The sequence below is a fragment of the Paenibacillus sp. 2TAB26 genome (genome assembly GCF_052115145.1).
Lineage (GTDB): Bacteria > Bacillota > Bacilli > Paenibacillales > Paenibacillaceae > Pristimantibacillus.
The window spans coordinates 48,900-70,433 of record NZ_JBFRGC010000031.1 but is presented as its reverse complement, the minus strand read 5'-3'; the positions used below and the strand labels follow the sequence as shown (position 1 = coordinate 70,433).

19 protein-coding genes and 1 tRNA gene are annotated in these 21,534 nt (G+C 45.0%); 9 read left to right on the top strand and 11 right to left on the bottom strand.

The window, feature by feature from the left end; genetic code table 11:
* Positions 1–352: 352 nt before the first annotated feature.
* Together AB4Z50_RS29045 and AB4Z50_RS29040 are read right to left on the bottom strand one after the other, a co-directional pair.
* Complete coding sequence (locus AB4Z50_RS29045) at positions 353–754, bottom strand: hypothetical protein (protein WP_441884845.1); 402 nt, start codon at positions 752–754, stop codon at positions 353–355.
* Between the two features lie 172 nt (positions 755–926).
* Positions 927–1,003: transfer RNA gene (locus AB4Z50_RS29040), tRNA-Arg, on the bottom strand.
* Positions 1,004–1,183: 180 nt separating this feature from the next.
* On the opposite strand from AB4Z50_RS29040, the gene AB4Z50_RS29035 reads away from it, so the two are divergent.
* The 5 genes from AB4Z50_RS29035 (at position 1,184) to AB4Z50_RS29015 (ending at position 8,414) form a co-directional block, all read left to right on the top strand.
* Entirely contained in the window at positions 1,184–2,335 is a 1,152-nt protein-coding gene (locus AB4Z50_RS29035; RefSeq protein WP_441884843.1) for an HD domain-containing phosphohydrolase, read from the top strand.
* 235 nt (positions 2,336–2,570) lie between these two features.
* On the top strand, positions 2,571–2,762 hold the full coding sequence (locus tag AB4Z50_RS29030) for a hypothetical protein (RefSeq protein ID WP_441884841.1): 192 nt from the start codon (positions 2,571–2,573) through the stop codon (positions 2,760–2,762).
* Positions 2,763–3,016: 254 nt separating this feature from the next.
* On the top strand, positions 3,017–6,427 hold the full coding sequence (locus tag AB4Z50_RS29025) for a BclA C-terminal domain-containing protein (RefSeq protein ID WP_441884839.1): 3,411 nt from the start codon (positions 3,017–3,019) through the stop codon (positions 6,425–6,427).
* Positions 6,428–6,502: 75 nt separating this feature from the next.
* Positions 6,503–7,609 carry a glycosyltransferase gene (locus tag AB4Z50_RS29020; protein ID WP_441884870.1) on the top strand — a complete coding sequence of 369 codons (1,107 nt, stop codon included), beginning with the start codon at positions 6,503–6,505 and terminating at the stop codon, positions 7,607–7,609.
* Between the two features lie 391 nt (positions 7,610–8,000).
* Positions 8,001–8,414: an organic hydroperoxide resistance protein gene (locus AB4Z50_RS29015; RefSeq protein WP_076271553.1), complete on the top strand. Its 414-nt coding sequence runs from the start codon at positions 8,001–8,003 to the stop codon at positions 8,412–8,414.
* Positions 8,415–8,481: 67 nt separating this feature from the next.
* Here the strand turns inward: AB4Z50_RS29015 and AB4Z50_RS29010 are convergent, their stop codons facing one another.
* The 6 genes from AB4Z50_RS29010 to AB4Z50_RS28985 form a co-directional block, all read right to left on the bottom strand.
* Positions 8,482–9,195 carry an aspartate/glutamate racemase family protein gene (locus tag AB4Z50_RS29010; protein ID WP_441884836.1) on the bottom strand — a complete coding sequence of 238 codons (714 nt, stop codon included), beginning with the start codon at positions 9,193–9,195 and terminating at the stop codon, positions 8,482–8,484.
* A 45-nt stretch (positions 9,196–9,240) separates the two neighbouring features.
* Positions 9,241–10,305: a C39 family peptidase gene (locus AB4Z50_RS29005; protein ID WP_441884834.1), complete on the bottom strand. Its 1,065-nt coding sequence runs from the start codon at positions 10,303–10,305 to the stop codon at positions 9,241–9,243.
* 83 nt (positions 10,306–10,388) lie between these two features.
* Complete coding sequence (gene asnB, locus AB4Z50_RS29000) at positions 10,389–12,236, bottom strand: asparagine synthase (glutamine-hydrolyzing) (RefSeq protein WP_441884832.1); 1,848 nt, start codon at positions 12,234–12,236, stop codon at positions 10,389–10,391.
* A gap of 39 nt (positions 12,237–12,275) precedes the next feature.
* Complete coding sequence (locus AB4Z50_RS28995; protein WP_441884830.1) at positions 12,276–13,745, bottom strand: UDP-N-acetylmuramoyl-L-alanyl-D-glutamate--2,6-diaminopimelate ligase; 1,470 nt, start codon at positions 13,743–13,745, stop codon at positions 12,276–12,278.
* A gap of 41 nt (positions 13,746–13,786) precedes the next feature.
* Positions 13,787–14,974 (bottom strand): carboxylate--amine ligase, encoded by a 1,188-nt coding sequence (locus AB4Z50_RS28990; RefSeq protein WP_076271558.1) that lies wholly within the window; start codon positions 14,972–14,974, stop codon positions 13,787–13,789.
* Positions 14,971–15,174, bottom strand: a complete 204-nt coding sequence (locus AB4Z50_RS28985) for a hypothetical protein (protein WP_339205953.1) — start codon at positions 15,172–15,174, stop codon at positions 14,971–14,973. The genes AB4Z50_RS28990 and AB4Z50_RS28985 overlap by 4 nt, the downstream gene beginning before the upstream one ends.
* Positions 15,175–15,524: 350 nt before the next feature.
* On the opposite strand from AB4Z50_RS28985, the gene AB4Z50_RS28980 reads away from it, so the two are divergent.
* Positions 15,525–15,719, top strand: coding sequence for an aspartyl-phosphate phosphatase Spo0E family protein (locus tag AB4Z50_RS28980; RefSeq protein ID WP_076271559.1), 195 nt, complete (start codon positions 15,525–15,527; stop codon positions 15,717–15,719).
* 6 nt (positions 15,720–15,725) lie between these two features.
* On the opposite strand, the gene tadA is transcribed toward AB4Z50_RS28980, so the two are convergent.
* Positions 15,726–16,190: a tRNA adenosine(34) deaminase TadA gene (gene tadA / locus AB4Z50_RS28975; RefSeq protein WP_076271560.1), complete on the bottom strand. Its 465-nt coding sequence runs from the start codon at positions 16,188–16,190 to the stop codon at positions 15,726–15,728.
* A gap of 200 nt (positions 16,191–16,390) precedes the next feature.
* On the opposite strand from tadA, the gene AB4Z50_RS28970 reads away from it, so the two are divergent.
* The 3 genes from AB4Z50_RS28970 to rluF are packed head-to-tail and all read left to right on the top strand — an operon-like array spanning position 16,391 to position 19,748.
* Positions 16,391–18,217, top strand: a complete 1,827-nt coding sequence (locus AB4Z50_RS28970; RefSeq protein WP_441884828.1) for an ATP-binding protein — start codon at positions 16,391–16,393, stop codon at positions 18,215–18,217.
* A gap of 45 nt (positions 18,218–18,262) precedes the next feature.
* Complete coding sequence (locus AB4Z50_RS28965) at positions 18,263–19,039, top strand: NAD(P)H-binding protein (protein ID WP_441884826.1); 777 nt, start codon at positions 18,263–18,265, stop codon at positions 19,037–19,039.
* A gap of 7 nt (positions 19,040–19,046) precedes the next feature.
* The gene (gene rluF, locus AB4Z50_RS28960) at positions 19,047–19,748 is read left to right on the top strand and encodes a 23S rRNA pseudouridine(2604) synthase RluF (RefSeq protein ID WP_441884825.1); all 702 of its coding nucleotides are present in this window, start codon (positions 19,047–19,049) and stop codon (positions 19,746–19,748) included.
* Between the two features lie 76 nt (positions 19,749–19,824).
* Here the strand turns inward: rluF and AB4Z50_RS28955 are convergent, their stop codons facing one another.
* Positions 19,825–20,658, bottom strand: a complete 834-nt coding sequence (locus AB4Z50_RS28955) for a flagellar motor protein MotB (protein WP_441884823.1) — start codon at positions 20,656–20,658, stop codon at positions 19,825–19,827.
* Positions 20,642–21,442 carry a flagellar motor stator protein MotA gene (gene motA, locus AB4Z50_RS28950; protein WP_054027115.1) on the bottom strand — a complete coding sequence of 267 codons (801 nt, stop codon included), beginning with the start codon at positions 21,440–21,442 and terminating at the stop codon, positions 20,642–20,644. Before motA ends, AB4Z50_RS28955 begins: the two co-directional genes overlap by 17 nt.
* Between the last annotated feature and the right edge of the window lie 92 nt (positions 21,443–21,534).

The following is a 21,534-nucleotide window of genomic DNA, read 5'->3' as shown; positions in this document are numbered from 1 at the left end:
TGATCCGCCCTGAATACCCCCTTGTTGGATACCGCCTTGCTGAATACCGCCCTGTTGAATGCCGCCTTGGCCTCCAAGAATGTTGGATGGTCTTCCTGGCGGATTTAAATTAATTCCCATATGAACTGCCTCCTCAATGCATAATAAAAAGCTGTTTTTTCGACAATAATTTTGGTTAAAACTGTATGTTTTGTAGAACGATATGAAACTATTTGTAGTATAGCAGATTGGAATGGAAGATTATAGCGTTGTATGACGAAATTACGAGTAGAAAAAAGAGCCTCACTTCAATAGTGAGACTTCTTAAGAAGCTTTAAGAGGATCGTCTGTTTTTTTGATCATCGAGGGATGCTTATTTAGTGAAAATCTCAGCACTATAGGTTGAAATACACTTATTTATCTCATTACGTATATAGGCATGCGAATAAGCAATCTGGTCTTCAAAACCGCGGCAATTATAGCAATAGCTGATCTGTTCAGCAGTGTTTTTATACATGCACAGAGTTATGCTTTTCTGAAGGAGCTGCTGTGTATTTGTTGTTAAATCTGTTATCATTTTTGCAATCATAATGTCTGCTGCCCTAGTAAAAATAGATCGTAAAGTTCGCGCTTTTCTCTCAAGCTCGCGTCTATTTCGTTCAACAATAACGAGAGCTAGAGGAAGGATAATAGCTTTGTGAAGAAGCTGTATCTCATCGTGAGCAGGTGGATGGTACAGATATGAATTGTTTACTTTGGACAACGGCATGGCCATTTGTAAATCACCTCATGCACATTATATGCGAACAAACGTTCCGTAGTCAATGTATCCTGACCAGGTGTCTTATAAAAATTATTCGACACTTGCCTGTTGGTGCGGTTTGGATGAAAACAAAAAAAGCTTATTGCTGGCATTAGCAATAAGCTTTATATATTCGTGAAAGAAATGGCGCGCCCGAGAGGGCTCGAACCTCCCACCTAACGTTTAGGAAACGTTTGCTCTATCCGGATGAGCTACGGACGCGCAGCAACATTGATTATAGCATGGGTGCTTTAGGTGAAGCAAGATTAACCATTTTAGTGTAAGACTATTGTATTTTTTTGTCGAATAACTGCGCTTTTATATGGAATCAAGAGGATAAAAAGCTTGTAAAGGCGAATAGAGGTAAGGATAACGAGTTTGATCGGCTGGAGGATTGTTCGAATGCTTGAATTCCAAAATGAACCGCAATCGTTTCGATTGGATTTGTCGCCTGAACAAATGCTTAAGGTGATTTTTGAATATACAGCTAAAATAGCGAATGAAAAGAAGCTGGATGCTGTCCTTATCTTAATGGCCAATATGGGCAGAGAGATGGTCGTTGCAGATCGGTGCACCGTCTGGTTGATTGATGCTGCTCGCAGTGAGCTTTTTACAGCGGTAGCTCACGGGGCTTGCGAGATACGGATTCCTTACGGCAGCGGGCTGGTAGGAAGTGCTATAAGCACGGGACAATCTATATTTATAGATGACGCCTATGAAGATCCAAGGCATAATCCGGATAACGACTTAAAGACCGGTTATCGGACGAAATCGATTATGACGATCCCTTTTCACAATAATCAAGGAGAAGTAATTGGTGCCTATCAAGCCATAAACAAATTAACAGAGAAGCAGATATTCTCGGTGAAAGATATGGAATACTTATCGCTTGCTGCCTCTTACTCAGGCAAGTCGCTTGAGTCCATCATGCTGTATGAGGAAATAATTGAGACGCAAAAAGAGATTATTTTGGCAATGGGAAAAATCGGTGAAGGCCGCTCGCAAGAAACGGGCAATCATGTAAAACGGGTTGCACAATATTCATATGTTTTGGCAAAAGGACTAGGCATGAGTGATCCTGAAGCAGACATGCTGCGCAGCGCATCTCCAATGCATGATATCGGCAAAGTAGCTATTCCGGATGCTGTGTTGAAAAAACCAGGGAAGCTAACGGCAGAAGAGTATGAGCAGATTAAGGAGCATGCCATTATCGGTTACCGATTATTGCACAATTCCAAGAGACCGCTGTTGCAGGCTGCGGCGATCGTGGCTTGGCAGCATCATGAAAAGTGGGACGGTACCGGATATCCGCAAGGCCTTAAGGGTGAGGCTATTCATATATATGGGCGAATTACTGCGCTGGCAGATGTATTTGATGCTTTAAGCAGCGCAAGAATGTACAAAGAGGCTTGGGGGATGGATCGCATTTTGGGACTGATCAAAGAAGAACGGGGGAGGCATTTTGACCCTCAGGTGGTAGATGCTTTTTTTGAACAGCTGCCGCTTCTTTTGGAAATAAGAGATCGTGATGCTGATTGGCTGGAGAAGGAGTAGAAGCTGCTTGCAGACCTTGTTGGGGTGAACCCAATGAGGTCTTTTTTGTTTTTAAATTCAGTGTCGTCCAAGCTTTGATTTAATAAATATAGGGCGCTTGCTTGTACTTTGCTTGAAAGGCTAGGTATTTACCGTGTTCGAAAACCATTTTGGACATAGACTGATTTAGTTATTATAAACACTTTATAAGCTAGAGCGGATTACAAGCTAAATAGCGGAGGGTGATAAAACGTCTATGAACAAAAGGCTTCAAGGGCAGAAAATAAATGAAGCGATTTACAAATTGGAATCAGCGAAAAATTTAATTAAAACGAAACACTTAAAACACGCTGAGCAGCAAATACATGAAGCAGTCGCTTCGATGGGCAGTATTGTTCATAAAAAACGGAAGAAAAATGCAAAATCTGATCTTATTGGAGGTGTATAGAGTTGGCGCATAAACAGTCGAAATGCTTAAGAAAACTAAACTTAGCGATTGTTGAGCTGCGGAAGGCCAGAAGGCTTACACGTAGAGATAAAATTAGAAGAGCTAAAGTTGATGTGAAGGACTCTATCATAATCCTCAATAGTGCTTTGAAATGCCTGGGCGGCCATTCTTCAAAACCGAGTAAAAGAGTAAAAAGGTGCGTAAGGGGGCCAAGTGGGTATAGAGGGCCGAAGGGAGATAGAGGACCTCGAGGTTTGAGGGGGCACAGAGGTTTTCGTGGAACGGATGGAGATACAGGTGCAAAAGGAGCAACCGGGGCAACGGGAGCTGCGGGCAGTCCTGGGGCAGCAGGTGCTGCTGGGTCAACAGGTGCCACGGGAGCTACAGGAACTACAGGTGCTACAGGAACTACAGGTGCTACAGGAGCAGGCTTAAATGGTATTGTTGCATTTAATCCACTCGCAGCACTTGGCTATCAAGCAGGCCAAGTGGTTACGTTTAATAGGAGCTCGTATGTTGTAAATACGTCTTCTCCAGTAGGAACACCCGGTGTTTCGCCAGACTATACGCTGCTTGCAGCAAGCGGAGTAACTGGTGCAACGGGAGTAGGTCTAGACGGTGTCGTGACTTATGATTCACTCGCAGCATCAGGCTATCCAGTAGGTCAGGTCGTAACGTTTGATGGAAACACGTATGTGGTAAATACGGCGCCGCCAACAGGCACACCGGGTACTTCGCCGGATTATACGCTTCTTGCAGCGAGTGGTGCTACAGGCGCGACGGGTGCAACAGGAGCGGGAGTAACAGGTGCAACAGGAACAACGGGATCTGCTGGTGCGACAGGAGTTGGTCTGGGCGGAGCAGTAGTATTTAATCCGCTCGCAGCTCCGGGCTATCCTCTTGGTCAAGTTGTGACGTTTAACGGCAGCACTTATATCGTGAATACAGTTCCGCCAACAGGCACACCTGGAACTTCACCGGATTATACACTGCTTGCGGCGAGTGGTGCTACAGGCGTGACGGGTGCAACAGGAGCGGGAGTAACAGGTGCAACAGGAACAACGGGATCTACTGGTGCGACAGGAGTTGGTCTAGGCGGAGCAGTAGTATTTGATCCACTCGAAGCACCGGGCTATCCTCTTGGTCAAGTTGTGACGTTTAACGGCAGCACTTATATCGTGAATACAGTTCTGCCAACAGGCACACCAGGAACTTCACCGGATTATACACTGCTTGCGGCGAGTGGTGCTACAGGTTCTACGGGTGCTACGGGAGCGGGAGCAACAGGTGCAACGGGAACAGATGGAGCCACAGGTGTAACAGGTTCCACAGGAGCAACTGGATCTGTCGGTGCAACAGGTGCGACAGGAACGACGGGATCTACCGGAGCTACAGGAGTCGGACTAAGCGGAATTGTAGTATTTGATCCACTCGCAGCACCAGGCTATCCAGTAGGTCAGGTCGTAACGTTTAATGGAAGCACGTATATCGTGAATACTGCACCGCCAACAGGGACACCTGGAACTTCGCCGGATTATACGCTGATTGCAGCGAGTGGTGCTACAGGTGCTACGGGTGCAACGGGAGCGGGAGCAACAGGTGCGACAGGAGTAGGAGTAACAGGAGCATCAGGAACGACGGGATCTACCGGAGCTACAGGAGTCGGACTAAGCGGAATTGTAGCATTTGATCCACTCGCAGCGCCAGGCTATCCAGTAGGTCAGGTCGTAACGTTTAATGGAAGCACGTATATCGTGAATACGGCGCCGCCAACAGGCACACCAGGAACATCGCCGGATTATACACTGATTGCAGCGAGTGGTGCTACAGGAGCAACCGGCGCGACTGGAGAAGGAGTAACAGGAGCGACCGGGGCGACTGGATTACCAGGAACGACGGGTGCAACGGGCTCTACAGGAACAACAGGAGCCGACGGCGTAACTGGTGCGACAGGAACTGCTGGGGCAACAGGTGCGACAGGAGTAGCAGGAGCAACGGGTGTAACGGGCTCCACAGGAGCAACAGGAGCAACAGGAGCAGACGGTGTAACAGGTGCGACAGGAACGGATGGGGCAACAGGCGCGACAGGAACAGCAGGAGCAACAGGAGCAACAGGTGTAACGGGCTCTACAGGAGCAATAGGAGCCGACGGTGTAACTGGAGCGACAGGAACGGCTGGGGCAACAGGCGCGACAGGAGTAGCAGGAGCAACGGGTGTAACGGGCTCCACAGGAGCAACAGGAGCCGACGGTGTAACAGGTGCGACAGGAACGGCTGGGGCAACAGGCGCGACAGGAACAGCAGGAGCAACGGGTGTAACGGGCTCTACAGGAGTAACAGGAGCCGACGGTGAAACTGGAGCGACAGGAACGGATGGGGCAACAGGCGCGACAGGAACAGCAGGAGCAACGGGTGTAACGGGCTCCACAGGAGCAACAGGAGCCGACGGTGTAACTGGTGTGACAGGAACGGATGGGGCAACAGGCGCGACAGGAACAGCAGGAGCAACGGGTGCAACGGGCTCTACAGGAGTAACAGGAGCCGACGGTGTAACTGGAGCGACAGGAACGGCTGGGGCAACAGGCGCGACAGGAGTAGCAGGAGCAACGGGTGTAACGGGCTCCACAGGAGCAACAGGAGCAGACGGTGTAACAGGTGCGACAGGAGTRGCAGGAGCAACGGGTGCAACGGGTTCTACAGGAGGAACAGGAGCCGACGGTGTAACTGGAGCGACAGGAACGGCTGGGGCAACAGGTGCGACAGGAGTAGCAGGAGCAACGGGTGTAACGGGCTCCACAGGAGCAACAGGAGCTGACGGTGTAACAGGTGCGACAGGAACTGCTGGGGCAACAGGTGCGACAGGAGTRGCAGGAGCAACGGGTGTAACGGGCTCCACAGGAGCAACAGGAGCTGACGGTGTAACAGGTGCGACAGGGGTAGCAGGAGYAACGGGTGCAACAGGCTCCACAGGAGCAACAGGAGCCGACGGTGTAACWGGTGCGACAGGAGTGGCAGGAGCAACGGGTGYAACRGGCTCCACAGGAGCAACAGGAGTAGCAGGAGCAACGGGTGTAACGGGCTCCACAGGAGCAACAGGAGCCGACGGTGTAACAGGTGCGACAGGAACGGCTGGGGCAACGGGAGCCACCGGAACAAATGGCGTAACAGGGGCAACGGGTGCCACTGGAACGAATGGCGTAACAGGAGCAACAGGAGCAACTGGAACTACGGGAGCCACAGGTGTAACAGGTGCTGAACCAACGGCCGATTCTAGTTATGCTGGCAATACAACGGGTGCACTTATCGCTGTTGTGCTCGGAGGAACGAATGTACCACTCCCGAGCTCACAAAACCTAAGCCCGAATATTACCGTCAACGGAGCTAATGATACCTTTACAGTTGTTAATGCAGGCAGATACTATATCACTTATCAGATCAACACCACCGCTGCCTTACTGCTCAGTACTCGTCTTCTAATTAATGGTGCAGCGAATCTTCCTTCTACGGTGGCTCCAGTTCTAAGCTTATCAAGCTTTAATAACGATATTATTGTTACTTTGTCAGCAGGCAGTACCATAACGCTTCAAATGTTTGGATTATTAGGAACAGCAACGCTGTTAGGCGGCGGAGCAGGTGCGGCTTTGACCATCATTCGGGTTAGTTAATAAAGCAGAAGTAACAGGACAATGGCATGAGAATATGATGTATCAATCTAATCGACTCACGGGAGTGTGGTTTTGTTGATTTCCATCAGCTTGTGCCTCATTGTCAAAAATGAAGAGAAAACGCTCGGTCGATGTCTAGCTTCCATGAAGGATATCGCTGATGAGATTATTATTGTGGATACGGGTTCCACGGATTTAACGAAGCAGGTTGCGAGCGAGTTTACCGATCGCATCGAACATTTTACATGGATCGATGATTTTGCGGCAGCTCGCAACTATGCTTTTTCTTTAGCAACCAAATCCCATATTATGTGGCTGGATGCAGATGATATTTTGAAGGAAATCGATCAGCAGAAACTGCTGGCGCTAAAACAAAATGTAGATCCTGCCGTCGACTCCATTTCTATGGAATACCACTTGGCGTTTGATGAATTCGGTAATGTAACTTCAAAGCTAAGACGAAACCGAATTGTAAAAAGATCGCGGGCTTTCAAATGGATTGGTCCGGTTCATGAATACCTTGAAGTTTACGGGGATATATTGAGCAGCGATATCGCCGTAACCCATAGCAGTATACATCATGACAGTGATCGCAATTTGAACATTTATGAGAAACGACTGGCTAAAGGGGAAATCTTTTCTCCGCGCGATTTATTCTATTATGCCAATGAACTTAAGGACCATGGGAAATATGAGGCTGCTATAAGGTACTACGAAAAGTTTCTTGCGACGGGCAAAGGATGGATTGAGGATAACATTGCTTCTTGCGGCAGGCTTGCGGATTGCTACAGCGAGCTTAATGAAGTACGCAATGTGGTCGATTCGATCTTTCGCTCTTTTCATTACGACAAGCCTCGTCCGGAATTTTGTTGCCGCCTCGGTTATTATTTCTTACAGCGTCAAGAGTATAAGCTGGCAATTTATTGGTATAAATTAGCGCTGAGCACAGAGAAGCCAGAGCAGAACTGGGGCTTTGAGAATTTAGCTTGTTCTACATGGCTGCCGCAGCTGCAGCTATGCGTTTGTTACGATGGCATAGGTGATTACGAAGCCGCTTACGATCACAATGAAAAAGCAGCACAATTCCGGCCGACGGACGAGCGCATTTTGGCAAATCGTGATTATTTGAACAAACGGTTAGGAAAGAAAACAATCGAGATTAGTCTAGAACCCTCAACTTAATGGGTAACAGAGCGAATTTCTAAGATCCAATGAGGATTCCTATTTCAACTGAATATAATTAAACAACAAGATTTCTTCCCGTCAGTTTGGGAGGAAATCTTTTTTTGTTAGTTCAGCATATTTCACTTCGCACTATTGACATCGCCTATGAGCGAGTGTATATTAAATTTTATAAAATTAAATTGTATAAAATACAAAATCTTCACTGCACCAAATTGCATGAGGAGAATAGAGAAGGCTCTCTTTGGCAATAAGAAAACAAGAAGTTATTTCAAGTAACGGAGGTTAAATAAAAGGCCATTGTCGATAAGGTGCTTTTTCATGAGGAGCTTCAAGGTCTAGAGCTTGCAAAGTAACGTACTCAAAAAAAACCTAAACGGAGGAATTAATGATGCAAAACTTATATACAGCTACGGTAACGGCAACAGGTGGAAGAGATGGGAAGCTTGTTTCAAGCGATAATATTTTGAATGTAGATGTGAGAGCTCCTAAAGAGCTTGGAGGAGTGGGTGGCGCAACAAACCCGGAGCAATTGTTTGCAGGAGGTTACGCAGCTTGCTTCGAGAGTGCTCTTAACGTTGTGTGCCGGATGAAGAAAATTAAAGTGGAGAAAACCGAAGTAACCGCTCATGTTACGCTTGGCAAGGATGCAGATGGCGGATATGAGCTGGCTGTGAAGCTGGATATTGCGCTTGAGGGCGTTGAAGCAGACGTAGCGAAGGAATTGGTCGAAGCCGCTCATCAGGTATGTCCGTATTCTAGAGCCACTAGAGGCAACATTAATGTAGAACTCAATCTTCTTTAATCTAAAATAATACAAGCCCAAAGCACAAAAAATCCGGAGAATGATCTCCGGATTTTTTGTGATGTTCTTATTTCGCGATGGTTTGTTTGCCCGACAGCTCAATAGATCTTTGTACAAGCACCGTCATTGCATCTACACAAAAGGCTGCGACGTCTTTTTGGATCGGTATGCAGGATAATTCAGTGCATGCGATGATCACACACTGGCACTCATCCTGCACGAGCAAGTGGTTAATGATGCCTTCAAACTCGGAAGGCTCAACAGGCAAATTGCGTTTGACCTTGTTGTAGATAATGTCCATCACATGCTCCTGAATGGCTTCTTCAGGCTCGTGAAGATGCATATTATACTGATTGCAGCCTTGACGATACACGCCGCTGCTAACCGTTCCATTTGTAGCTAGAATACCAATCTTACAGTGTTCTCCAAAGGTGTCATGGATCTTTTTCAGCGTCTCATCCACCATGTTGATTATATTTATGCTTGTCATTTGCTGCATATCATTATAGAAATAATGCGACGTATTGCAAGGAATCGCAATATTAGATACACCTGCTGCCTCAAGGATTTTGAAATCTTTAGCAACCGCTTTGAGAAACAACTCGCCTTTGTTTTCTAATATGACACCTGTTCGATCTGGCAAAGTGGCATGATTGAGAATGACGATATCAATATGCTCTTGATCACGGTCTGCTGCCGTTTGCTCGATAATCATATCGAAAAATACGGATGTTGCTTTTGGGCCCATCCCGCCTATGATGCCTAAGCTTTTAGCTTCCATTGCCTCAACCTACTTTTGATGAAGTGTTTAATTGAAATGATTTAGTTATTCAACGATCATAGCATGGCTTCCCATTGCGTCATAGCTGTTAAAAAAAGTGTCTGCATCGTAAGTAACTTGTCCTTTTAACGGATTCATTACATGTACTTTACCATCTTCATATCCATTTAGGACAACCACGTGCAAATTAATAGGAGCTGAATAATATTCACCAGTATCACTGAAATACCAAGCGTAATTCATTTTTGGCGGCGTGAGATCAAGCGTAATCCAAGTTACGACAGGGATCCCATTATTAAGCTGCTCGATAATTTCCTCTCGCGTGCTGCCGCTAATATCTGAAGTACTGTTGCTGCGCCCTGCGACATCAAAATACAAGTTAGCCGCCTCCACGATAGGAGGTGCAAAGCTGAAAAATCCGCCTTTTAACGACCTAGGTTCGCCAGCGTATGATTTATAGGGATCAGGCCCATACAATTTATTGTTTTTGGTGATAAAAGCTTGCTTCGGCAAATAATTATCCGACATTTCTGTTTTGGTAACGTCATATCCGTAATAATTGAGTACCGCGGTTAATGAAGTAATTTCACAGCCGTTAGGCAGCTCAGGCTTCTGCATGATGGTATCGACATCGATATAAACCTTCTTAATGTTAATGGAGCCATCAGCTGCCCGCTCATAATTCTTCACATATTCAAACGTTTTGTTGGTGGTTGTCAGCTCTTGTGCAGGGCTGTTAACCGCTATTTGATGCTCTTCCTCCGACAGCTGATAAGGCCTGCCGACCTTCTGTTGTTTTATCTTATAGCTGGTACCGTAATCGAGCAAAATAGATGTTGCTTTACCCATTTCGTCTGTTGTCATGGTGCCGATAACTGATCCGCTATTCGCAGCGGTTATCGTAAATACAGCATCTTTAATCGGCTGCTGCGTTGCTTCGTCTTTGCTTATTATTGTAATTGTTCCTTGCTCTATTTCTGGAGTAGGGGCAGTCGTTGGTGTAGAATCGACTTTCTCATTGAATACAGGTTTTGCATCTTCTTTCGTAAACAATGTATAAATAAAAAATATAATACCCAATAACACCAGGAGCTTGATCATTCTCTTCATGTTGGTGGCTCCTTTACTTTATAGCCGTAATAGTTATGCGACAGTGTGTAACGAGCAGGCAGCCGGTGGCTGCCCTATGCCTGTTACGCTTGCTCGAAGAACGTCTTATGCCATATAAGGAACACATACACTGTCCAAATGTATCTAGCGTAGTTCTGCTTGCCTGAATAATGCGAATCCAGATATTTCATCAGCTCATCGGTATGAAAGAACAGCTTCGCTCGGTCCGAGAGAAACATGTCCTTAACGAGCTTATAATATTTCTCTTGTCTTAGCCAGTGCCTAATAGGTACAGGAAAACCAACCTTTGGTCGATTCGCCCATTCATCGGGAAGTACTTCCTTCGCAGCTGTACGCAGTGCATACTTCGTATTGCTTGGATGTACACGAAGATCAGTAGGCAGCTTTGAAGCCAGATCCATAACCATTTTGTCTAAAAATGGAACTCTCAGCTCAATAGAATGGGCGAGGCTCATTTTGTCTGCCTTAAGAAGAATATCTCCCGGAAGCCAAAGCTTCAGATCGAGATATTGCATTTTGGTTATATCATCTTTACCCCGCACTTGATCATATACAGTCTTCGTAATGCTTTGTACGGATGGTCCTTGCTTATATTCGTCCTTCAATACAGCTAAGGCGTCAGCTTCTTCAAACACATGCGCTTGTCCGATAAAACGTTCCTCAACCCGCTGTCCGCCTTTTACGACAAAGGAGGTGATTCTGTTTTTGGACAGCTTGCCGCTTAATAATGATAACGGCCGCCTGATTGCAAACGGAAGCTTCTTGTATTTTTTCATCGCTGGTGTCGTATCGTACCAATCATAACCGCCGAAAATTTCGTCTGCGCCTTCTCCAGAGAGCACCACGGTCACATGCTTGCTCGCAAGCTCTGCTAGGAAATAGAGAGGCACGGAGGAAGGGTTGGACTGCGGTTCGTCCATATGATACTGAATCGTTGGCAGCATTTTGAAGCACTCATCCGCTGAAACCAGTCGTTTATAGTTTTCGATGTTTAAAATTTCTGACAAATCCTCTGCGAGGTTCGTCTCATTAAAGTTGCCTTCATAATCCTCAAAGCCGACGGAAAATGTTTTGTTTGGTTTTAGCAAAGCGGTAATATAACTGGAATCAATGCCTCCGGACAAAAAAGACCCGACCGGCACATCGCTAATTTGGTGATAGGCGACAGATTCTTTCACTGTGCTTTTAATTTGGTTTACGTAATGAGACAGGCTGTTCGGTTCTTCTGCAAAGTTAACGTCCCAATAAGGCTTCACTTCTAGCTTGCCTTGTTTGTAAAGCATATAGTGACCAGGCTTCAGCTTGTACACGCCTTTAAAAAACGTTTCATCAAGCACGGAGTATTGAAAGGTCAGGTAAGGCTTGAGCGCATCCTTGTTCAGCTCTTTGCGAAAGGCAGGCTGCTTTAAGAAAGCTTTGATTTCAGAGCTGAATAGGAAGGAATTATCCGTTGTGTTTTGTGTATAATACAACGGCTTTATGCCAAAGAAATCCCTGGCGAGAAACATCGTTTCCGTATTCGTATCCCATATCGCAAAAGCAAACATGCCTCTTAGCTTCTGAAGCAGCGAGGTTCCATACTCTTCATAAGCATGAATGATAACCTCGCTGTCCGTATGGCTAACAAAGGTATGCCCGCACTGAATCAACTCTTCGCGCAGCTCTTGATAATTGTAGATTTCTCCATTAAATACAAGAACACAGCTTTTATCCTCGTTGTAAATCGGTTGGCTGGCTTCTTCAGACATATCTATAATTTTGAGGCGTCTAAACCCTAAAGTTACTTCCTCATCTGAATAGATACCGCCACTATCGGGACCTCTATGAACGATCATATCCATCATATCTTTAATTATGGCTACTTGATCAACGTCGGGACGACTATCTGCAAAACCTACAAAACCGCACATGTGGAATACCTTTCATTAACTTTATTGTTTTAAGCGCAGTCACATCGTTTTTAATTTGATTTCCCTGACGATTTCCGATTCATTAAATGGGATTTCCGTTTTCCCAATAATTTGCGACGTTTCATGACCTTTGCCGGCTATGAGAATGACATCGTCTTTTCTGCTGATATCAATGGCAAAAGCAATAGCGTCTCTCCTGTCGATAACGGCCTCATAAGCTCCGTTATAAGCTTCGACTCCTTCAATAATTTCCCTAATAATCAGGTTATTATCCTGCTCCTTGGGATTATCAGAGGTGATTACGGAAAAATCAGCAAATGTAGCGGCTACCTTAGCCATCGCTCTACGTTTCTCTGTGCCTGATTCCCCATCAGATGCGTAAACGCCGAACACGAGAATGATTTTGCCTTTGGTAAAAGGCCTGATTGTTTTTAATGCCTTCTCTAGGCTGTCCTCGGTATGAGCAAAATCGACGATGATCTTCGTATCCTCATCTTGATAAACAACTTCCAGCCGGCCTTTAATACCCTCAACAGCCACAATGCCATCTGCAATTTGCTGTAGCGTAAATTGATTGCAATAAGCCGTTGCAATAGCGGCTAGACTATTATATACGTAGATCGTCCCAGGCAGGTTTACTTTAATTGCGATGCTGCCCTTTGGCGTATTTACATTATAAGTCGTATAGTCGGCATAATAAGTAATATCCGTCGCGTAAATGTCAGCTTCCTGCTCAATGCCATAAGTAACCAGCTTTGGACCTTTATACTGCAAGCGGTCAATGAGAATACGGCCAAATTTATCATCTGCATTAATAATGTTAAAGTCCGTCGTCATGTCGAACAGCAAAGCCTTCGCTTCGAAATATTCCTCCATCGTATGGTGAAGCTCCAAATGATCCGGCGTTAGATTTGTGAAAATGCCAGTTTTGAAGCTGGAATGAGCAACGCGTTTCAAATTGAGCGCATGCGAAGAAACCTCCATGACGCAATGCTTCATATGTGATTCGATCATATCGGCGAAGATTCGTTGCAAATACAGCGATTCCGGCGTCGTATTTTTGTTTTGAATCAGCTTGTCGCCGATAACTGTGCCGATCGTGCCGATAATTCCGAGGGCTGTCCCCGTTTGCTCGAATATAGATTTTAGAAAATATGTGGTCGATGTCTTCCCGTTTGTTCCAGTGATGCCGAGAAGATTCATTTGCTCAGTCGGACGATGATAGAAGTTAGCGGATACCAGGGCGAGCGCCTCACGCGTGTCGTTAACGAGCAACACAGTTATGCCTTCGGGTACATCAACATCCTTCTCTATAATAACAACCGTCGCACCAAGTGCGATCGCTTTATCAATGAAACGGTGTCCGTCAACCGAAAAGCCAGTGATCGCAACAAACACGCCGCCAGCTGCGGCTTCCCTTGAATCAAAGGCAATGGAGCTTACTTCAATATGCAAATCGCCTTTCACGAGCGTGTAATCCAGATCTTTCAGTAAGGAGGTCAATAACATACGATCAGCTCCATTCTATTACCTATTACTATTTTCGCAGGCTATCTTCTTAGAAGCTTTTTCGTAAGCTTGCCACCGATGATAGCCGCATAGGAAAAGGCTGGTTTCGGGTCCTTCCAATCCCAGATCGCATAAGCTTTCGGTTTAAACAAGGATACGAATACTTGCTTCCAAGTCAATTGACCTGTCTTGATGTAATCGCGAACAGCAAGCATGTCCTCATATCCGTACCAGAAAACACGGTTCGTATTCTCTTTGACGGCTTTGGGAGGCACAAGGTTGCCGCCAGTTAACTCTTGGTAAGTAATCCATGGAATATTTACCCCAACTCGGTACAGCAGGTTGTTCAGGTTGGTAATCCGGCAATTGACTTCGATTAAATAAAAACGGCCAGTTTCGGCGTCTTTTTTGAATTCAATTTCCGCGAAGCCTTTCCATTTCATCTTCTCTAGAAAAGGAGCTCCGATATCGAACAGCTCTTGTACGTATCTCTGCCCTGTATACACCGATGCGCCGAAGTTAATCGGATATTGGCGGAATTTTTGACAAGTGACCCAGTGAGTGACCTTTGAATCTTGGTTTAAATACGCGTCGAACGTATACATATGATCGTCGAAACCCGGGATGATACGCTGTACGATGACTTCCAAGCTCGCTTCCTTCGCTTTGGCCAGCGCTTGTTCGAGCTCAGCGCGGCTGTGTACCTTAAAGAGCTTGCGTCTAAACTTGGCAACGAAGGACGGAGAATCTGTTGGTTTGACGATACAAGGATATTTAATGATTTCGTCGATCTTCTCAAAAAAACGATCTTCGTCTACACGGACCGTTTCGGGAACAGCTACGCCATTTTCTAGAGAAAGGCGCTGCAGCACTTCTTTATTCATCATATCCGAGTATATGCCCGGAATGTCTTGTGGTATGAGATAGTGTTCTCTAAGCTCTTCCAAATGCTCATCGATAACCTCAAGATAAGAATCGTGGCATGGAATAAGGACAGGAGGAGCGCTTTGCTTGCGGGCATATTCCTTCAAGAAACGAATGAACGCTGCCGTGTCTTCTTTATAATGAGGAGAGATTAGTCTCTCAGACGTATATTTTGAATCGGCGCCATAGGTATCTTTAGTCGAATAATCTACGGCAACCGTATGTACACCGTTAATGCCTAGGCAACGAATGGTGCTTAAACCTATATAATAATTACAACCCAAAATTACTGCTTTATTATTCACAAAGGCACATCCCGACATCCTAATTTATGTTCATTTCCCTGTATTACGACTAATGTTTTAAATAATTTTACTTCATACTTTCTTATAATACAAATGGATTTATCCTCATAATAGCTACAAAGATGTGGAGGATTTGGACCAAATCCGAGGCGCATGCTGCCGCTTAAAACAGCTTCTTTAACAGCCGTTTTTTCTGGCATTCGACACCATTACCCGTAAATAGCTGAAACCATTTATCGGAATTGTTAACATTAAAGCACTTGATGAGCGTTATTAGCATATTTGTGATTTTATTAACATTTTTCAATTATTCATATATATGTATATTTTACTATTCTGTATTTAACGCAAGTAACTTTTTCCATATATTGATCGATTTTACTAGTTAAAAAGAACTAGAAATTGGATAAAATAACTTCATTTTGTCGAATAATGCCCGAAAATTGTCTACGTTCGTCGACAAGTTTTTACAAACTCCTTATTGCTCTACGAGTATAATAGAAGCATTACCACACGAGTGCTAGATAAGGAGCGTGCCCCGAAGCGAGCTATGGACAAAAAACACTTGCTTAAACAATTGCAGTCGTTGCGGCTAAAGCTTCATGAAATAGCCGAAGCGCGCGGCAGTCTGACAGATCCGGATGTTCTAGCGATTAGCGAAGAGGCCGATCAACTAATTGTTGCGTTACAGCATATACAAAGAAACGAGCTAACACATATTACGATACGCCGCGACGATATGTAGAGAATATTATCTCTCTCGAAGCCGTCGGAAAAATTGAGTCAACAGGTTTGAGCATTCAGGCTGTAAAATACCACTAGTGAGCTCCGTTTCATGGTTGAAACGGGGCTCTTGCAGTAAATTCATGAGCGTCCCAGCACATCCAGCCTTCGGGTCGGTTGTTCCATAAACGACACGTTTAACCCGAGATTGAACAATGGCGCCGGCGCACATTGGACAAGGCTCCAACGTGACATACAATGTACAATCTAATAATCTCCATGCGCCGATGCGATCGCAGGCGTCACGAATAGCTACCATTTCGGCATGAGCGGTTGGATCAAACCTCGTCTCACGCAAATTGTAGCCTCTTCCGATGATTTCATTGTTTCTGACGATAACAGCCCCGATAGGAACCTCTCCAATTTGCTCGGCTTTTTTGGCTTCTTCAATAGCTTCCAGCATCCATTTCTGATCTTCTTGCTCTCTTGTCATATACAATAACTCCTTTACTATTTATTCATTATACAACGAACAAATATTCCGTTGTTAACATGTCGTGGATAACATTGTGGATAACTATCATGATATACACATAAATACTCACAATTTATTCAGAGCTGTGCACAGTAATTGTGGATATTGTGTATAAGTTGTTAATAAAAACGTTTTTGTGTAAAAGGATGTGTCATTCATTGTCAATAAAGATGAAATTTTCAGTCTTGATCACGCTTATCGTTTTGACGTTTTTTATATTCCAACACATGCTTAGTGAGTATTCGATGATTCAAAGCATGCGTGAGCAAGCAAAACGAGCGATGCACGATACTTCCATGCATGTGGCGAACACATTTTCCTCTTACGAGAAGAAGTCAGGTTCAGGCTATATCTTTCCGGAGAAGGATCGCTCAGGCCCTGGGCATATCTTTGATATCGTAAAAACATTAAATCCAAATATAAATGAAATTACAGTATTTGAGCAAGATACGTTGGCTGTGCGTTACGGTACTTACACGTATTTGGATTCAAATAGCGATCAATCTATTATAACCGATGTGAAGAAAACAGGTTTTGAGCTTCGAAAGATGGAGATCAACGGAAAATGTTATTTTAGAAGTTATTATTACACGAAGCAGATGGGTAATTACATTATAAGTGTCGTTTATGACAGAAAGGGAATTAATGAGCTTATCGCGGAGAAGCGAAATGATTCATTCATTTATACGGGCATATCGATGGTGCTCGTCCTCTTTATTAGCTATTGGCTGGTAGGAGTAATGATTAGACCTCTAAAAGATATCTTATGGAAGGTTAACGAGGTTTCATCTGCAAGGTTTCAACAGCCGATTCGAATTAAACGTAAGGATGAATTCGGCTTGCTGGCTCTTAAGGTCAATGCGATGTCGCAAAATCTAAGTATATATATGAACAAGCTGCGCAGAGCGTTTGAGGAAAACCGCCGGATGAAGGAGCATTTGGAGTCATTTATTAATCACACGAGCGATGCGATTCATCTTATTGATTTGGATGGTAAGGTTATTCAAGTAAACCGTGCTTTCGAGCTGCTCTTTGGTTATGAGGAAGAAGAAGCAATTGGTCTCATAAATCCTATTCTTCCCGACTCTCATCATGCAGAGATGAGGGATATGTTAAACCAGATCTTGTCGGGCAAAGTACTGCCAGCTCAGGAAACGATACGAATGACAAAGCTTGGAGAGCTGATACCTGTAAGTGTAACCATATCGCCAATTCGTGATTCGGACGGAACGATTCGTGCCTTTGCCAGCATTTCAAGAGACATGAGGAGCCGTAACAAAATGGAAGAGCTGCTGCGCAGGTCGGAGAAGCTGACGACAGTAGGGCAGCTAGCAGCAGGCGTAGCCCATGAAATTCGCAACCCGCTGACGACGCTGCGCGGTTTCCTGCAGCTCCAGCAGGAGAGCAAGAAGCTGGCACTTTCCCACGTAACGCTTATGTTATCGGAGCTTGACCGGATCAATCTCATTGTTGGCGAGTTTCTCATTCTTGCGAAGCCGCAAGCGACGAGGTTTGTCACCAAGGACATACGGGATGTACTGCAAGATGTTATTGCGTTAATGAACAGTGAAGCACTTCTTCATAATATCGAGTTTTGTGTTACTCTAACCGATGATTCTTGCTTAATTTCATGTGAAGAAAATCAATTGAAGCAAGTGTTTATTAATTTGCTGAAAAATGCGATTGAAGCGATGCCAAATGGTGGACGAATCCATATTCATATTAATCATAAACGGGAATACATTTCGATCACGATAACGGATGAAGGAATGGGCATCCCGGACGATATGATACCGAAAATTGGAGATCCCTTTTTTACAGCGAAGGAAACGGGCACAGGGCTCGGCATTATGGTTAGTCAGCGTATTATTAACAGCCACCGCGGAACGATGGATATTAAAAGCCAGGTTAATGTCGGAACAACGATACATTTGCTGCTGCCAGCTTTGAAAGAAACACGGGAGAGCGGTATACTGGAAGCATAAGCACAGATCGGGCTTCTAACGGAAATGTAAGAGGAGGGATTCTCGTTGAAGCAGGAATCTTCTGTAGATGGTTCATGGCAAAAAGGGAACGTGCTTCATGATGCTTCAGGCTACAGCGCCTTACTCGTAGGAGCTACTGGTTTGATCGGAGCAGCTTTGCTCCGTCAGCTGCTTCGTGATCCGCTGGTGACGATGGTAACCGTTATTGTAAGGCGGCCGCTAGAGACGAAAACTTTGGGCAGCGCAAATGAGCTCTCCAAACTGAATATGATCGTTATCTCCTTTGAGGATTTGGATCAAACGCTGGAGCAGGTACATGCAGACGTCATATTTTGCACGCTCGGTACGACGATCAAGGTTGCGAAGACGCAAGAAGCCTTTCGCAAAGTAGATTACGAATATCCGCTCACGCTTGCCCGGTTTGCAGAACGCACGAATGCTTCATTATTTTCTATCGTGACGGCTATGGGGGCTTCCTCCAGCTCGAAAATATTTTACAGCAGAGTGAAAGGGGAACTGCAGGATGCGATTGCTAAGCTGAGCATTCCGCTAGTTCAAGTGTTCCAACCCTCGCTTCTGCTAGGCGAAAGACCGCAGGCTCGACCTGGTGAAGCGTTTGGAGCTGTCGTTTCGAAAGGGCTGCAATTTGCAATGGTTGGTCCGCTGCGCAAGTATCGGCCGATTAAGGGTGAGGATGTAGCTTTGGCAATGAGAAGAGCGGCGGGACAAGCTGGACAAATGAAGGCAGCAAGCAAGTCATCGATGATTCAGTATTATTCATCGGACAAAATTGCCGACTTGGCATTACATACAACGGGGTGAAGCAGCTTTGAGAATCAATAAGTTTATTAGTGAAACAGGTTATTGCTCCAGACGTGAGGCGGATAAGCTCGTAGACAGCGGACGTGTTACGATCAATGGAGAAAAGGCACAGCTCGGCAGCCAAGCTGAAATAGGTGACGATGTACGTGTTGATGGCCGCAAAATCGGCGAGCAAAAAAATCATGTTTATATTGCGCTTAATAAGCCGGTAGGCATTACCTGTACAACCGAGCTTCATATTAGAGGCAATATTGTTGATTTTGTTGGTCATGAGGAGCGTATCTTCCCGATCGGGAGGCTGGACAAGGATTCGGAGGGATTAATTCTCCTCACGAATGACGGTGATATCGTCAATCCGATTCTACGCTCGGAGGGCAAGCATGAGAAAGAATATTTGGTTACTGTAGATAAACCGATGACAGAAGCGTTCTTAAAAGGAATGGCAAGCGGAGTTCATATTCTAGGCAGCATGACATTGCCATGTGTTATAACAAGAGTGACGGACCGCGTATTCCGCATTATTTTAACGGAAGGCCGCAATCGTCAAATTCGTAGAATGTGCGAAGCATTCGGTTATCATGTTCGGAGACTGCAGCGGCAGCGTATTATGAACATCCAGCTCGGCGGTCTTCATGTTGGCAAATGGCGTGATTTGAGCGAAGCCGAGAAGGCGACTTTGTTCGAGACATTAAGTTATGAGCCGGTCTAAGCAGGAAGCATTCATTCGTATAACGACAAAAAAACCTGAATCACACGCTTAGGGCGAGTTGATTCAGGTTTTTTCATTATGGTTTTTTCACATTTAATTGCTGGGCATTCGTGACATCGGCGTACGTATGAATGATTGAAACCTCTACACGACGGTTTTTGGATTTGCCTGCAACCGTCTCGTTGTCGGCAACAGGACGATACTCACCGTAACCGATTGCGCTAAAGCGCTCGGGTTTCAGTTGTTTATTTTCGAGCAAAACGTCCAAGAAACGAATCGCCCTCATAGAGCTCAAATCCCAGTTTGATTTAAATTGGTAAGTCGAGATCGGCGTTGTATCGGTATGACCGGAAACGATGACCTCATAATCAGGGTACTGCTGCAGCATTTTGCTGATCGCAACGGCAAGCTCCTTCGATTCAGGCTTAACAGTTGCTTGTGCCGGTGCAAATAATGCGTTGTCGCTAATCGTAATCATCAGCTGTGAGAGATTTAACTTCGTCTCAAGATCAGATGTCAGGCCGTTTTTCTTAATATAGGCATCTACTTTTTTCTTCAGATCCTCGAGATCCTTCTGCTCCTGCTTAATAAGTTCCTCGCGAGCTTTCTCTTCATCTGATTGATTTTTGTTTACATCCTTGTCGGGAAGCTTGCCGCCTTCTTCTTTTTGCTTCTTCCCGTCATCCTCGCCGCTTTTCACAGCGGACGTTTCGGTTAGAATACCGCTGCCAGTGCTGAGTGCTAAACTAAATGCTTTCGACATTTCTTCAAACTTCTTTACGTCGACGGAGTTCATGGAGTACAACACGATAAAAAGTGCTAGCAGCAGGGTGAGCAAATCGGCGTAAGGAATGAGCCATGATTCATCCACATGCTCCTCGTGTTCTTCATGTCTATGCTTTCTGCTCAACGGCGCCTTCCTCCTTTTCCCTCATCTTCAATCTTTCTGTAGGTGTAAGGAAAACAGACAGCTTCTGATTAATAGCGATCGTTGATACGCCGGATTGAATAGAAAGAAGGCCTTCCACCATCATAAGACGGATTTGAATTTCTTTCTTAGACATGCGCTTCAGTTTATTAGCAATAGGATGCCATAATACATAACCTGTAAAGATACCTAGAAGTGTTGCGATAAAAGCGCCTGCGATGGCATGTGCGAGTTTTCCCATATCGCTCATATCAGCAAGTGCGGCAACGAGGCCTACAACTGCTCCGAGTACCCCAAGTGTAGGGGCATATGTACCTGCTTGCGTAAAAATAAGTGCCCCCGCTTTATGGCGGTCTTCTGTTGCGGCAATATCCTCAAGTAAAACATCGCGTACAAAATCTTGATCATTTCCGTCAATAATCATACGCATGCCGTTACGAAGAAATGTATCTTCAATCTCGTCAACTTTTGCTTCAAGAGCGAGCAAACCCTCGCGACGTGTAATGGAAGCCCATTCCATGAAGCGCTGAATCAGCTCATCACGCATAGGCAGCTTTTGCTCAGTGAACACCATTTTGAATAGTTTACCCACTTTAGATAGCTCGGACATCGGGAAGGCGATCATGACGGAGGCTATAGTTCCCAAAATAATAATCATAAAAGCAGCTGGATTTGCAAGAGAGGACAGGTGTGCTCCCTTTAAAACCATGCCTCCAAGTACAGCGACTAATCCTAGCACCAAACCAATAATTGTTGAATTTTTCATCATACACCCCGTCCAATACATTTTCGACATTTCTCTACTTCTTATATTATCGACAAATGGGTATTCTGAAGTTAGAGTATATGGAATGATTT

What these genes read in the sequence shown, in the direction of transcription:
- AB4Z50_RS28980 (WP_076271559.1), top strand. Translation starts at nt 15,525, where the DNA reads ATGGACAAAAAACACTTGCTTAAACAATTGCAGTCGTTGCGGCTAAAG.
- AB4Z50_RS29045 (WP_441884845.1), bottom strand. Translation starts at nt 754, where the DNA reads ATGGCCATGCCGTTGTCCAAAGTAAACAATTCATATCTGTACCATCCA.
- AB4Z50_RS28995 (WP_441884830.1), bottom strand. Translation starts at nt 13,745, where the DNA reads ATGTTATTGACCTCCTTACTGAAAGATCTGGATTACACGCTCGTGAAA.
- AB4Z50_RS29010 (WP_441884836.1), bottom strand. Translation starts at nt 9,195, where the DNA reads ATGGAAGCTAAAAGCTTAGGCATCATAGGCGGGATGGGCCCAAAAGCA.
- motA (WP_054027115.1), bottom strand. Translation starts at nt 21,442, where the DNA reads ATGAAAAATTCAACAATTATTGGTTTGGTGCTAGGATTAGTCGCTGTA.
- AB4Z50_RS29035 (WP_441884843.1), top strand. Translation starts at nt 1,184, where the DNA reads ATGCTTGAATTCCAAAATGAACCGCAATCGTTTCGATTGGATTTGTCG.
- AB4Z50_RS29005 (WP_441884834.1), bottom strand. Translation starts at nt 10,305, where the DNA reads ATGAAGAGAATGATCAAGCTCCTGGTGTTATTGGGTATTATATTTTTT.
- asnB (WP_441884832.1), bottom strand. Translation starts at nt 12,236, where the DNA reads ATGTGCGGTTTTGTAGGTTTTGCAGATAGTCGTCCCGACGTTGATCAA.
- AB4Z50_RS29030 (WP_441884841.1), top strand. Translation starts at nt 2,571, where the DNA reads ATGAACAAAAGGCTTCAAGGGCAGAAAATAAATGAAGCGATTTACAAA.
- AB4Z50_RS28985 (WP_339205953.1), bottom strand. Translation starts at nt 15,174, where the DNA reads ATGCCAGAAAAAACGGCTGTTAAAGAAGCTGTTTTAAGCGGCAGCATG.
- AB4Z50_RS29015 (WP_076271553.1), top strand. Translation starts at nt 8,001, where the DNA reads ATGCAAAACTTATATACAGCTACGGTAACGGCAACAGGTGGAAGAGAT.
- tadA (WP_076271560.1), bottom strand. Translation starts at nt 16,190, where the DNA reads ATGACAAGAGAGCAAGAAGATCAGAAATGGATGCTGGAAGCTATTGAA.